The sequence below is a fragment of the Protofrankia symbiont of Coriaria ruscifolia genome (assembly GCF_900634745.1).
Classification (GTDB): domain Bacteria; phylum Actinomycetota; class Actinomycetes; order Frankiales; family Frankiaceae; genus Protofrankia; species Protofrankia californiensis.
The window spans coordinates 1-13940 of sequence record NZ_CAAAFR010000091.1 but is presented as its reverse complement, the minus strand read 5'-3'; the positions used below and the strand labels follow the sequence as shown (position 1 = coordinate 13940).

Genomic DNA, 13940 nt, shown 5'->3' with positions numbered 1-13940 from the left:
TCGTGTTGTCGCGGCCGCCAGGGGTCGCGGACAAGCGCCCATCCGGGTCATGCCAGACTGAGAAGCAGAGCCGGATTATTGTCCACCGGCATCTTGGTGTGTCACACGGATGACCATCACGTGCGAAGTTGAGGAGAGGTCAGGCACAGTGGCCGAAAAGCCCGAGGTCGTCGTTATCGGAGCCGGACCGGCAGGTCTTACAGCTGGCTGGGAGCTGGTGAAACGGGACGTACCCGTGACGGTCCTCGAGGGTGACTCGGTGGTGGGGGGTATCAGCCGCACCGCTCAGCGTGAAGGCTGGCGGTTCGACATCGGTGGGCACCGCTTCTTCACCAAGGTGCCCGAGGTCGAGGCGCTCTGGCACGAGATTCTGCCCGACGAGGACTTCCTGATGCGCCCGCGGTCGAGCCGCATCATGTACAGCGGAAAGCTGTTCGATTACCCGCTGCGTGCCGGCAACGCCCTGCGCGGCCTGGGTGCCCTCGAGGCCGCGCGCTGCATCTTCTCCTATTTCTGGGCGAGGGTCCGCCCGCCGAAGGACCAGACGAAATTCGAGGGCTGGGTTGCGTCCCGTTTCGGCTGGCGCCTCTACCGGATCTTCTTCAAGACCTACACCGAGAAGGTGTGGGGGGTGCCGGCCAGCACGATCGAGGCTGACTGGGCCGCGCAGCGCATCAAGAACCTCTCGCTGTTCAACGCCATTGTGAACGCGGTCATGCCGAGGCGGAACCAGAAGGACATCGCCTCCCTCATCGAGGAATTCCAGTACCCGAAGTACGGGCCCGGAATGATGTGGGAGACCGCCGCAAACAAGATCACCGAGCGCGGCGGAAAGATCGTCTTCGAGGAGAAGGTCCGCACGATCCACCATGAGGACGGCCGGGCCACCGGGGTGACCACGGTGGTCACCGGCGGGTACGGCTCGGCCGCGGGCGCGCCGGAGGCGTCCCGGACCGACATCGGCAGCGAGCACCACTACGACGCGGACGAGATCGTGTCGTCGATGTCGTTCTCCTCTCTGATACGTACGATGGATCCCCCGGCCCCGGCCCACGTCCTGGCGGCCGCAAACGCGCTGCGCTACCGGGACTTCCTCACCGTCGCGCTCGTGGTCCCCGAATCCGCCGGTTTCCCGGACAACTGGATTTACATCCATTCCCCCGAACTGCTGGTCGGGCGCATCCAGAACTTCGCGTCGTGGTCGCCGTTCCTCGTGAAAGAGGGACGTACCTGCCTCGGGATGGAGTACTTCGTCTTCGAGGGTGACGAGACCTGGTCGATGCCCGACGACGACCTGATCGCACTCGCATCCAAGGAACTCGCCGCCCTGGGTCTCGTTCCGGTGGACCAGGTGGAGCGCGGTTTCGTGGTGCGCATGCCGAAGGCCTACCCGTTCTACGACGCGGACTACAAGAAGAACGTGGAAATCATGCGTGGATGGCTTGCCGAAGCCGCACCGAACGTTCACCCGGTCGGCCGCAACGGCATGCACCGTTACAATAACCAGGACCACTCGATGTACACCGCTCTGCTGAGTGTGCAGAACATGGTGGACGGTGCCAACCATGACGTGTGGAGCGTCAACGTCGAGGAGGACTACCACGAGGAAGTCTCTCCTGGCTACACCAGCAAGACATCGCGTTAACCTGAGTCGGCGGGACTGGAGGATCTGACCGTGACCGACGTCGCGGTTCGGCCGGTGGAGAACATCCCCGATCCGGCCGGAGCGGGCCTGAACCGCCCTGACCGGGCGGTTCTCCTCTTCAAGGCAGCACTGTTCGTTGTTGTTGTCGGGGCAGTGGCGGTACGTTTTTCCGCCCGCCAGGCGTTGTGGCTGGACGAGGCCCAGAGCGTGGCAATTGCGCGGCTTCCGTTGACCGGGCCGGGCACGACGCTGTTCGACGGGCTTCGCCAGGATGGCTCACCACCGCTGTACTACCTGCTGTTGCACGGTTGGATCGAGCTGTTCGGAACCGGCACGTCCGCGGTGCGGGCCCTGTCTGCGTTGGTGAACCTGGCCGCCGCCGCGCCGCTGTACCTGCTGGCCCGGCGGGTGGTCGGCGCACGCGCCGCGCAGGTGGCGGTGGTGCTGTACCTCACCTCGCCGTTCGCGTTGTACTTCGCGACCGAGACCCGGATGTACAGCCTGGTGGTGTTTCTGACCGCAACCGGCGGAGTGGCGCTGGAGAGCACGCTGCGCCGGCGTTCGGCGGGTTCGGTCGTCGCGTTGGCGCTGTGCGCCGGCATGCTGGCGCTGACCCACTACTGGTGCTTCTACCTGCTGTTCACGGTGGCGGGGTGGCTGTTTCTGATCGTGCTGCGACCGCGGCCGGGATGGGGCAGGCAGGCACCGCTGGCGGGTCTGGGTGGCATCGCCGCTGGTGGCCTGGTGTTCGCCCCCTGGCTGGGGGGCTTCTTCTACCAGTTGGCGCACACCGGGACGCCGTGGGGAGAGCCGGCCACGTTCGCGGCGATCGCGCACGCCTACGGGCAGTGGGCGGGCGGTCCCACCACCGGCGGGCGGACGCTGCTGTTCCTCGTCACCGGGCTCGCCGCGGCCGGGGTGGCGGGCCGGGCGATCGACGGCCGATATGTGATGATCGACCTGAAGGGCCTCGAACCGGGGCGGACGCTGTTCTTCCTGGCCACCGTCACCCTTGTGGTGGCCGTTGCCGCGGGCAAGGTGGTGGGCAACGCCTGGGCCGATCGCTATACCGCCACGGCGTTCGTCCCGTTCCTTCTGGTGATCGGTCTTGGGCTGACCGTCATCGTCGACAGCCGGATGTTCCGGGGAATCGTCCTGGCGTGCGCGCTGCTGGGACTCGCCGGTGGCTACACCGACCTGTCCCGCACCCGTACCCAGGCCAGCGAGACCGCGAGCATACTCGAGCGCCTCGGGCATCCCGGCGACGTGCTGCTGGTCTGCCCGGACCAGCTCGGCCCAGGGCTGGCGCGCACGGTCCCCGCATGGATGCACGTGTATGTCGTCCCGACCTACGCGCCACCCGACCGGGTCGACTGGACCGACTACGAGAACCGTAACACCAACGCCAACGGCGTGATCGTCGCGGATCGGGCGCTGGCGGAGGCCGGTCCGGGCAACAACGTCTTTCTCGCCGGGTCGGGTTCGTACCGTACCTACGAGACCCTGTGCACCCAGGTACGCGGGCGGCTCGCCGACCAGCGTCCACGAGCCGACGAAGTCATGAAGCAAGGCATGGCGGCCGACGTGTGGGAGAACTTCGCCCTGTTGCGCTTCCAACCCTAGGGTTCAGGGCTCTCCGGTGGATCTTCGATCGCGCGGATCAGCGGCCTCCCTCCGTACGTTGACGATTGCTCACCGTACGCTCACGGCGTCCCGGCGGGAGGCCGCCGTCCTGCCCGAGCGCCCACCCGGCCGGGCTCCCCGGCTCGCCACGATCAGACACCGGTGGCACGGCTGGCATGGCTGGCATGAGCTGCCTCTGCGTGAGGTCGCCCTCGCCTGGCTGGCCGCACGCATCGTGACAGGCGCCGCGTACGCGCTGGCCCACTACGTCAGCGGACAACTGGACGCTGCCCGTCCCGCCGGCAGCACCGGCATGGGGCTGACGCTGACCGGCCCGCTCGGCTGGGACGCGGGCTGGTACTCGGGTATCGCCGAGCACGGATACGCCGGGTCCGGTGAGCAGAGCCTGCGGTTCTTTCCCCTGTTGCCGCTGCTCGTGCGCGCCGTCACGGTGCTGCCCGGGCTCGGTGGGCACACCGGCACCGGTGTCGCCCTGGTCGTGCTGGTGAACCTGACCGCGTTCGCCTTTGTGACGGCGCTTGCCCGGCTGGCTCGTCACGAGGGCTTCGACCCCGCGACGGTTTCCCGTGTGATCTGGCTGACCTCGCTGGCTCCGCCCGCGTTCGTGCTGGTCATGGGCTACACCGAGGCGTTGTGGGGGCTGCTGGCAGTCGGTGTGTTCGCGGGGATCCGTACCCGGCGATGGGAACTCGCCGCCGCCTGTGGGCTGTTCGCCGGGTTGTGCCGGCCCGTGGGCATCCTGCTGATCGCCCCGGTGGCCCTCGAAGCGGCCCGCGGGATCACAGCGGCCGGCGCCACCGACCGGCTGCGCCGCGCGGTGGCCGTTATGGCGCCGGCCGCGGGTCTGGGCGGGTACCTGCTGTGGGCCCGGATCGCCTACGGGGACGCACTTGCGCCGATCCGGCTGCAGCGACAGCAGTCGCTGCACGGCAGCTCCTCGAACCCCGCAGAGGTGATCTGGAATGCGGCCCGGGGCATCAGCCACGGCGAGGTGGGCACCGCCCTACACGTTCCGTGGCTGATGCTTGTCATCGCGCTGCTCGTGGTCATGATACGGACACTGCCGGCTTCCTACCCGGTGTGGGCCGCGCTGACTGTCGCCGCGGTACTCACCGGCAGCAACCTGGACTCCAGCGAACGATACGCCTACGGCGCGTTCCCGTTCCTGTTCGTCGCAGCCGCTGTGACTCTGCATGACGAAATGTTCCGCATTGTGTTGACGGCATGCGCCGCGATGATGGTGGTGTACGCCTCCCTGGCCTTCCTCGGCCTCTACATACCGTAGCTCTCACTACCCGAAGTGACTGAAGTAACTGGAAAGAGGCTCTGCCCCTGTCCCCGGGCACTCTTACGGGTTCGTCACACCGCCAGTCCACCTCGTCGTTACGGTGGCATCATGGACGTGGAGTATCAGCGGTTGTACCTACCGCCTGGAACGGACCGCCTGCAGGCGCTGGCAGTGCTCACCCTGCACGCCGAGTTCGGTGACTGGGAGCTCGAGCGGCTGCGCCTGTTCCCGGACGGATCCCGGCGTGTGGTGCTACGCCGCCCGCACAAGCGGGGTGGACTGCCCGGCTACCTGCCCACCTGACTGATCGCCTCGGCCCCGTCCTTGTGGCAGCTCCAGTAGCCGGACCGCGATCGCACATACCCGACCGGTAACCAGCCCGATCACCGGATCAGCGCTGGTCGGTCGCGATGAGACATCCCCCGCGGGTGCGCAACCCGGACGGGCAGACAGGCGTCAGGATGACTGGTAAACGGTAGAAGCCGCACTAACCCGCCAGCAGGGGGACCTGGCCTCCCGGACCTGTCAGATCGGCTTCCGGAGCCCGGACGCGAGAAGAACCATGATCGCGCGGCCGTTGGCCCTCCAGCCCAAGGACTTGGGCCTCCGACAGCGCGAAAAGAACATGATCGCGCTGCCTTTGGCCTCCAGGAAGGACCTGCCGCGATGGTCGACAGCGGATCCGTGCCGCCCGGCGGTCAACCCGGGCCGAGCGAACCCGAGCCAGGCGGAACCGGGCCACGGGCTGAGCGGGCCATCCAGGCGACCACCATCGTCGCGGTGGTCGCGGTCGCGGCGGTGGCCGCTTTCGTCTCCTACCGGCATATGCGGGGAGTAGCCCTCGAGCAGGGAGAAGATCGCATCGCCGCGACGGTCATTCCGTTCAGTGTCGACGGCTTGATCGTTGCCGCGTCCATGACGATGCTGCGTGACCGGCGCGCCGGGCGACCCCGCTCCTGGCTGTCCTACACGCTGCTGACGTTGGGTGCGTGCGCGTCGTTGGCGGCGAACGTCATGCACGCCGAGGCCACCCTGGCTGCCCGGATCATCGCCGGCTGGCCGCCGCTGGCGCTGCTCGGTTCCTACGAGCTGCTCATGCGCCAGATCCACACCAGCCACCGCACGACGGGCGGCAGCGTGGCGATCACGGTTCCGGCTCAGCGCGGCGAACAGCAGGCGGCATTATCGGCCGTCTCCACGTTACCGGCAACGCCGACGGCCGGGTCAGTTGCTCCGGGCCCCACCGATCCGGTCAACAGCGCCACCGCCAGCAGTGGTCCGGTCGACAGTGGCCCGGCCAATGGTCCGATCGGCAGCAACCCAGTCGGCACGATTGACAGCGATACAACCGACACGATTGACAGCGATATCCACACGGACACAGGCACGGACATCAAAGCGCTTGAGGACGGCGTGCGCCACAACGAGGCCGGCCCGATATCCGAGGTGTCCGCGTCACTTCCTGCTACGCTGACTCCACTGGATGCAGCCGGAAAACGGGACGCCATCGTCCGTGCACTCGAACAGACCGGAGGCGCCGCCACCGAGGCCGTTGCCCTGCTGGCCGCGCAGGGGGTAAAAGTCAGCAGGAGCTGGGTTTATCAAGTCCGAAAAGATACCCACCACGGCGACGTCGACACCGCCGCGTCCGTCTTGCTGTCCGTCACAAAATCCGGCTGACCGATACGCTGGCCGGGACGGACGAAGATGACGAACGAGGATGACGTGATCGGGCACCAACAGGTTTTTCTGTCGGGTCCGGGCGCCATGGTTCCCGGACCCGACAGCCTCCGAGCAGGCGAAGGACTCAGGCTCAGACTGTGGCGCCAGCCATCGTCTGGCAGGAGACGGCGCACGCACGGCACGCTTCCGCCAGCTTCATCATCTGGGCGTCGCCGGGCATCTTCATGGCCATCTCCGCGCACATGGTACATATACGCGCGCATATGCCGCACATTTCCCGATGCATCGACGACATACGACACATCATGTCCGCGCAGACCTTGGTGACGGCCGCGCAGTCCATCAGGACACGCATGTTCGCCGCGTCCATCATCGTCCCCGGCATGTCCATGCAGTAGGCAATCGTCTCCTCGCACATGGTCGAGCAGGACATGCAGTTGTCGATCGCTTTACGCATTTCGTTACTGATTGTCTCGGCGTGCTGCACGATGACCCTCCTGACAGCCGCGCGGCGCGGACCGCCGCATCCGGTGATCCCTTCTCGAACCGCTCGTGTGGAATGTTCCACGAGGGGTTCGGACCAACGATAGGCCCTATACGGCGAACGCGCATCAGCATCGCGACGGACAGCGCGCCGCGGGCCTATTTCCAGGATATTCACGAAACGAGGGGAGAAGTAAAATCGACGTATTCGTGAGTTTTGCGAATTTCTTTTCCTGTTCTCGATTCACTGGCGGGTGCGGTGTCGGCACCAGTTAGTTAGCAGGTCGGGTCAGGGTGCCGCGGGATTCGCTGCGGGCAGGTCGTCGGCGGGGTCGCATACCAGAGACGGCCGAACAGCATCGCGTATCTGCGCGGTCATAGCCGCAGGCAGGCGAGTATGCGGTACGACGGGAACACCGCCGAGAAAGACCCCGGTCACCGAATCGGGACGTTCGAACAGCGACAGGTCACCCGGATCCTCGTCGAGCAGGATGGCGTCGAATTCATAGCGTGGGGCAATACGACCGACACTTTCCGAGATACCGCACAGCCGTGCGCCGTTGGCTGTCGCCGCGAGCAGGGCATCGGATACCGACAGTCCGTCACGGTGCAACCGGGTGATCTCGGCGAGGTTGGTGCCGTGGCGGTCACGGTGACGGCAGTCGCTGCCGAGGGCGATCCTGACCCCGGCGTCACGGGCCACGGCGATCGTGTCGGCCAGCATGGCCTGGGTCGCGTGAGCGCGGTCGGCGGCCCACTGGGGCAGGTGGCCGGTGCCGGCCAGGTGCCCCAGTTCGTGGTAGGGCGACAGGGTGGGGACGAGCGTGACGCCGTGCTGAGCCATCAGGGCGGCCTCGCGTTCCGTGAGGCCGATTCCGTGCTCGATCGAGCGGACGCCGGCCGACACCGCCGCACCGACGGCGGACGCCCCCAGCGCGTGCGCCATGACCCCGCGTCCGAAGGCGGCTGCCTCCGAGACCACCACAGCAAGCTCAGAAGCGGTGAACTCCGGCAGCGGCTCACCCGGCCGGACCGACATGATGCCGCCACTGGCAAAGATGTTGACCCAGTCGGCGCCCGCGCGCAGAACCGCGCGGACAGCTGCGCGCATGCCGTCCGGCTCCTGGACGACATGCTGGGGCCGTCCGGGATAACCCAGTGCGGTGACGGCCGCCGGCGCCTCCAGACCGGGGCCGAGCAGGGCCCCGTCGCCGTGACCTTCCGACCGGGTCAGCCCGACCACCGAGACCGCCAGCCGTGGCCCGGGAATGTGCCCGGCGATCAGTGAGTCACGCACACCCGCGTCCGCGCCCCCGGCGTCCCGGACGTACGTCACTCCGGCGGCCAGCGTGCGGTGCAGCATCGACGCCGTCTGGAAGAAGCGCTCCGACAGCGGCGTCGTCATCAGCTCCAGCGGATCATACGTGCAGAGCGTGACGTGAGAATGGCAATCGATGACGCCGGGCATCAGCCACAGCCCGTGTGCGTCGACATCGACCGCGGTGGCGTCCAGGGGAAGGTGCGGACGGACATCGGTGATCCGCCGACTTCGTACCGCGACATCCATCGGGCCGCCGAAGTAACCGTGTTCGTCGAGCGCGTGCACACCCCGCAGGACAAAGCCGTTGGACAAGCGGGTGCCGCGCCGCGTCGGAATACCGGTGCTGGTGATCGTCATCGTGCCGTTCCTGCCGATACAGTCCGGCGTCCACCGGTCAGTAGATCAGTGCCCTGGGCACGGGGACGCCATGGAGATCACGTGGGGTATGCGGAGTACCGCGCTTGGCCTGCTTGTCCGGGGCCGCGCGCCGAATCACCGGTTCTACTGACGAAGAGGTGTCGGACGGGCCGCCCGGCGACCGCGATATCCGAGCGAGTACTCAGATCACGGTCAACAGGCCGTGGTCGACACGCGGCATGTGTCGATACACCGGCGGACGGTGAAGTCGCGTGCCTGCGCAACATGGCCGGCCGCAACATCCGCCACTGGCTCCAACCTGGCGCTACGCACCCATACCTCCATTGTCGGCACCTGTGAGTGTGCCGTTATCGGCCGAACCCCCCGGCCTGGCCATTACACAACCCCCACCCGGCTGCCCCAGCCGACGGCGGTGTCTGCCGGTGAACGGATGCTGTAGCCGGCACTTCCAGTCTGCTCATGAACGTAACTGACCGTCATTGGCAGGGTCAAGCGTCGGCGATACGAAGTCGTCCGAATATCAGGCGTTCCGACGGCGGTCATCCGGATGTCACGACGGCGGACGGCGGGCCCGCCGATGCCGCCATCCCCGTCGGCACGGAGCCTGTCGACACAGGATCCGTTGATACGGGGTCTGTGGGCACGGGGTCTGTCGACGCGAAAGCCGTTGACGGCGGGCCCGCCGGCGATGGGCCGGTTGTACCGTCACCGTCTGCACTGTCACCATTGCGACCCGCTCGCATCGCGATCAGCTCGGCCCGTGCAACCCGTAGTTCGGAGGCGAGCTCGTCGACCTGGCGTTCAGCGCGCTCGGCCCGGGCCCGGGCATCCGCCCTGGCCTCGGCGAGAACGGCTTGGCGTTCGTCCGCGGCCCGGTGGCCCGCGTCGAGCCTCCTGTCTGCGTCGGTGTGGATGCGGGCGATCTCGGTGTCCGCGGTGTCCCGCTGACGGACCAGATCGGTGTGCAACCGATCGGCCTCTGCCCTGGCCTGGGCCGTGGTGTGCTCCAGAGCCTCGGCTCGGGCCAGGGCGGAGTCGCGGGCGGCGGTGACGGCGGCGACCGCCTGGGTGGCGTCCTGCCGCGCCTGGGCGAGCGCTGAGGCGGCGTCGTCACGCGCGGTCCTGACGGCGGTGTCCGCGGCCTGATGCGCTTTGCGGATGTCCGCGGTCGCCTCGGCGCGGACCGCGTCCAGGCGTGCTTCGGTGTCCCGCCGGGCCGCGTCCAACGCGGCGGCGGCCTCGGCGCGGGCCTGTTCAAGCGCCGCCTGGACCTGGGCCTGGGCCTCGGACTGCGCGTCGAGTTCGGCTTCCAGGCCGGTGATCCGCTCCTCCAGCTTGTCGACCGCGATGACCGCCTCGGCCGCGACAGCCTCCGCTTCGTGCCGGGCGGTCTGCGCCTCCCGGGCGGCCTGCTCGGCGCGAACCGCACGGGCGATCGCCTCGGCGACGCGCTCGGCCGCCTCCGCCTCGACCGTTTCCACGTGCGCTTCGGTTGCGGCTATGTCGCCGAGAGCCGTCATCTCCCGGACGAAGGAGTCCAGCGCGCGGGTGAGCCCGCCGGCCAGCGTGGTGATCTGTTCTGCCAGTGCGTCGGCCCGCCCGCGCGCGCCACCCGCGGTGCGGTCCGACCCGGCCTTTCCGGTCGTCGGCCCCGGTCCTGCCGCCCCCGGCCCGGACTGCCCGGAAAGCTCTCGCCTGCGACGATAGGCCGACAGTCGGTTGTGGGCTGAATCGTCACAGTACGCGGGTGGACGTCCTGGTCCGGCGGGTGCGCTCGGCGGCTGGAGGCATCCTGGGTATGCACACGTCACCGGCTCGGTCCCATCGACCGCCGCGTCCTCGGTCATGCTCATCGCTGTCCGTTCTCGCTCCCGGAATCCCACCGTCACCGACCTGACAAGAATGCACCAGGGAGCGAGAACGGGGGACCAGCGGTCACCACGGTCGTACCTGTTGATCCGGACGGCGTATCGCCACAGTGCGCCACCTGGCCGGCATCTGGGAGCATCTGACCGACCGACTGCTCGGATTCTGCACCTTTCCCGTTTCCAATCTTCATTCGTGACGTTCAGTATTGGAACGTAACGTATTTTTCGGCGTGAAAGCGGATGATGCAGACTCCCGCCGGGCACGTTCAGTCACAATCAGTTACTGTCACGCTCCGTGATTGACGAATTGCGCGCCGCCAGGCGTACAGGTATGGGAGGCAGACCGCCAGGAGAGCCAAAGGCGGCGCGATCATGCTTCTCTCGCGCTGCCGGAGGCCCGGGTTCCCGGGTCGCTGGAGGGCCAGCCGGTCCTGGAGGCCCAGGTCCCGGGGCCACCGACTGCACAGGGGCGACACCGGCGCAGTCGGTACCGTCCACCACGATGGCCGCCCCGGAGGCATCGCGGGTCGAGGGCTCACCGGAGAAGGCGGCCTTGTGCGGCGTCCGGCTGCGCGCTCCTGCTCGGGCGCGACGCCATGCACGGCGCGTCCTGTTGACAGGCGTGCTGGTGCTGCTCCTTGGCGCGGTGACCACGGGGTCTGCGGTGGGCGCTCCGACCGGTGCCCATGACACACCCGGCACCCACAGCGCGCCCGACGCCCACAACATGGCCGGTATGCCCGGGACGGACGTGCCGGCTACTTCGGGCGGGTCGTACTGGAACGAGGTCGGTGGAGAGGCCTTCCACCCGACCGGGCGCGTGCGCACCTACTACATCGGTGCCGACGAGGTCGTGTGGAACTACGCCCCGGACGACCGCAACGACATCACCAGCCAACCTTTCAGCCCGCAGGAGAAAAGCTTTCTCGAATCCGGCCCGGGTCGGGTCGGGATGAATTATCTGAAATGTCTCTATCGCGGTTACACCGACGCCGGTTTCACGACGCTGGCACCGCGCCCGCCACAGGACGCGTATCTGGGCCTGCTGGGGCCGGTGATCCGCGCCGAGGTCGGCGACACAATCAAGATTGTTTTCCGCAACGGGTGCCGGATTCCTGACAGTGTGCACCCACACGGGGTCTTCTACACGAAAGCCAACGAAGGGGCACCATACGCCGACAACACCTCCGGCGAGGACAAACTCGACGACGCCGTTCCCACCGGCGGCAAGCACACCTACACCTGGCTGGTACCCGACCGCGCCGGCCCCGGGCCGCACGACGGCAGCTCCGTCATGTGGATGTACCACTCCCACACCCAGGAGGTCAGCGACACCGCCGCCGGGCTGATGGGCCCGATGGTCATCACCGGTAAGGGACTGGCCCGGCCGGACGGCAGCCCCAAGGACGTCGACCGCGAGATCGTCGCACTGTTCGAGATCATGGACGAGAACCGCAGCCCGTACCTGGAGGAGAATCTCCGCCGTTTCGCCCAGCCGCCGTATCCGCCGCGGGACGACGTGAACTTCACCAGGTCCAACCTGAGACTCGCCATCAACGGCTACATCTTCGGCAACGAACCGATGATCACCATGCGGAAGGGTGAGCACGTCCGCTGGTACGTCATGGGCATGGGCGGCGAGCAGGACCTGCACACACCGCACTGGCACGGAAACAGCGTGCTCTGGGATGGCATGCGCATGGACACCGTCCCCCTGCTGCCAGCTTCCATGGGCGTGGCGGACATGGTGCCCGACGACGTGGGGATCTGGCTCTTCCACTGCCATGTCAACGAACACCTCCTGGGCGGCATGGAGACCCGCTACCAGGTCCTCACCGCCGACGGGAAGCCCGGCTCGTCCCCGGGCTCCGGCTCCAGGTCGTCATCGAGGTCGTCGGGATCCGCATCGGGGTCGTCGAGGTCGGCAGGGCAGTCCGCGGGATCCGCCTCCTCGTCGGCTGGGTCCTCGTCGTCGGCGGGCTCATCAGCCACGACGATGCCGGTGCCGGCAGGAGGGGTTCCGGCAGGCGAAGGCGGGGTCGCCCGATCCTCGTCGTTCCCGGTCGTCCCGGCATTGATCATTTTCCTGGCGGCGCTGGTCGGCCGCAGGATCATCTCCCGCCGCCGTCGGGCCACCCGTTGAGCCCGGCCCCACGGGCCGCCTGAACCCGACGGTTCAGCCCAGCGCGGAACGGCCGGTGTCTCGGAACAGCTCCACCCGAGACACCGGCCAATCCGCGTTCGATCCGGATCGTCATCCTGGCGACGGGGACTCCCCCACGGACCCGCCGCCGGCTTGCGGAACGACGGTCAGGTGCCGGTGACGCCGTCGGAGTTCACCGCCGAGTACGCCCGGCCCTTCCAGGCCGCTCCCCTGCCACGCCAGTGCGCCACGGCCGAGTCCACGGTCATCAGCAGGTAGAGGAAGGCCACCGCGGGCAGGGCCACGGCGGTCCAGACCGGCTGGCGGTAGTAGCGGAGCATCGGGACGTAGGTGGCGGTCATGATCGCCCACGCGCCGAGTCCGGCGACACCGGCAATCACCGTGGCCGTGCCACCAGCGCCGGCACCGGTCACGAGCCCTGCCAGCCACACCACGGCTGCCAGCGGCGGCAGCAGGTAGGTGAGCGCCAGGCCGGCGACGGTACCGGCGAGCAGCACGGGCGAGTGCCGCAGCTGGGTGTACGCACTACGGGAGATCATCTTCCACAGGTCCGCGAGTCCGGGATACGGCCGGACGCTGCGGACGCCCCCGGGGCCGTGGTCGGCCAGGCCCAACCAGATCCGTCCCCCACTGCGCTTGACGGCCCTGGCCAGCGAACAGTCGTCGATGACCGCACCACGGATGGCGGCGATCCCACCGGCGCGTTCCAGCGCGGCACGGCGCAGCAGGACGCAGCCACCGGCGGCCGCCGACGTCCGCGCCGTCGGCCTGTTGGCCCGGCGGAACGGGTAGAGCTGGGCGAAGAAGTAGACGAACGCGGGGATGACAAGCCGCTCCCAGCGGTTGCTCGTGCGCAGGACGGCCATCAGCGACGTGAGGTCGAGCCCGCGGCGGGTGGCGTGGCTGACCAGCCGGGTCACTGCGTGCGGACCGTGGGCGATGTCGGCGTCGGTGAACAGCAGCCATTCCGCGTCGGGTGGGGCTGCGCGCACACCCTGCTCCATGGCCCACACCTTGCCGGCCCAGCCGGCCGGGCGAGCCTGGCCGGCGACGACCGTCAGCGTGTTGCCGGTGCCGGTGGCCCGGCCGATGGCGCGGGCGACGTCGCCGGTGCCGTCGTCGCTGGAGTCGTCGACCAGCACGACCCGCAGCTGTCCGGGGTAGTCCTGCCCGAGCAGGGTCGGCAGGGTCTTCGGCAGCATCTCGGCCTCGTCTCGAGCGGGAACGATCATGGTGATCGCAGGCCAGCCCCCGGGCGGCTCGGCTGCGCCCGTCGCGCCGGAATCGTGGGTGTCAAGTCGGGTATCGGTTCGCCAGAACATTCCGTGCCCGCCTGCGAGGACCAGCCAGACCAGCATCGAGAGCACCGCGCACGCCGCCAGCGTCATCATGGTGGTCAGCGTCGCAAATTACCCGGCTCCGCGCTCCAGCCGGGCGGGCGGTGTGTTCAGTTCTTCCCACCCACC

General features: G+C 68.1%; 10 protein-coding genes. 6 read left to right on the top strand and 4 right to left on the bottom strand.

Annotated features, from left to right (window positions below; genetic code table 11):
• The first annotated feature begins 148 nt into the window (after window positions 1-148).
• The 5 genes from CV1CTNOD_RS11965 to CV1CTNOD_RS11945 all read left to right on the top strand — a co-directional run bounded on the left by CV1CTNOD_RS11965 (window position 149) and on the right by CV1CTNOD_RS11945 (window position 6257).
• Window positions 149-1645 carry an NAD(P)/FAD-dependent oxidoreductase gene (locus CV1CTNOD_RS11965; protein WP_131786181.1) on the top strand — a complete coding sequence of 499 codons (1497 nt, stop codon included), beginning with the start codon at window positions 149-151 and terminating at the stop codon, window positions 1643-1645.
• A 30-nt stretch (window positions 1646-1675) separates the two neighbouring features.
• Window positions 1676-3268 carry a glycosyltransferase family 39 protein gene (locus tag CV1CTNOD_RS11960; protein ID WP_131786180.1) on the top strand — a complete coding sequence of 531 codons (1593 nt, stop codon included), beginning with the start codon at window positions 1676-1678 and terminating at the stop codon, window positions 3266-3268.
• A gap of 58 nt (window positions 3269-3326) precedes the next feature.
• Complete coding sequence (locus tag CV1CTNOD_RS11955) at window positions 3327-4574, top strand: mannosyltransferase family protein (RefSeq protein ID WP_131786214.1); 1248 nt, start codon at window positions 3327-3329, stop codon at window positions 4572-4574.
• Window positions 4575-4685: 111 nt separating this feature from the next.
• Window positions 4686-4880, top strand: coding sequence for a DUF5703 family protein (locus CV1CTNOD_RS11950; RefSeq protein WP_131786179.1), 195 nt, complete (start codon window positions 4686-4688; stop codon window positions 4878-4880).
• Window positions 4881-5243: 363 nt separating this feature from the next.
• Window positions 5244-6257, top strand: coding sequence for a DUF2637 domain-containing protein (locus CV1CTNOD_RS11945; RefSeq protein WP_131786178.1), 1014 nt, complete (start codon window positions 5244-5246; stop codon window positions 6255-6257).
• A gap of 133 nt (window positions 6258-6390) precedes the next feature.
• On the opposite strand, the gene CV1CTNOD_RS11940 is transcribed toward CV1CTNOD_RS11945, so the two are convergent.
• The 3 genes from CV1CTNOD_RS11940 to CV1CTNOD_RS11930 form a co-directional block, all read right to left on the bottom strand.
• Window positions 6391-6747 carry a four-helix bundle copper-binding protein gene (locus CV1CTNOD_RS11940; protein ID WP_207386374.1) on the bottom strand — a complete coding sequence of 119 codons (357 nt, stop codon included), beginning with the start codon at window positions 6745-6747 and terminating at the stop codon, window positions 6391-6393.
• A 285-nt stretch (window positions 6748-7032) separates the two neighbouring features.
• On the bottom strand, window positions 7033-8421 hold the full coding sequence (locus tag CV1CTNOD_RS11935) for a metal-dependent hydrolase family protein (RefSeq protein WP_131786177.1): 1389 nt from the start codon (window positions 8419-8421) through the stop codon (window positions 7033-7035).
• A gap of 560 nt (window positions 8422-8981) precedes the next feature.
• Window positions 8982-10295, bottom strand: coding sequence for a hypothetical protein (locus CV1CTNOD_RS11930; protein ID WP_131786176.1), 1314 nt, complete (start codon window positions 10293-10295; stop codon window positions 8982-8984).
• 517 nt (window positions 10296-10812) lie between these two features.
• On the opposite strand from CV1CTNOD_RS11930, the gene CV1CTNOD_RS11925 reads away from it, so the two are divergent.
• Window positions 10813-12453, top strand: a complete 1641-nt coding sequence (locus CV1CTNOD_RS11925; RefSeq protein WP_207386373.1) for a multicopper oxidase domain-containing protein — start codon at window positions 10813-10815, stop codon at window positions 12451-12453.
• 167 nt (window positions 12454-12620) lie between these two features.
• Here CV1CTNOD_RS11925 and CV1CTNOD_RS11920 read toward each other — a convergent pair whose 3' ends face one another.
• Window positions 12621-13865, bottom strand: a complete 1245-nt coding sequence (locus tag CV1CTNOD_RS11920) for a glycosyltransferase (protein ID WP_131786175.1) — start codon at window positions 13863-13865, stop codon at window positions 12621-12623.
• Window positions 13866-13940: the final 75 nt, after the last annotated feature.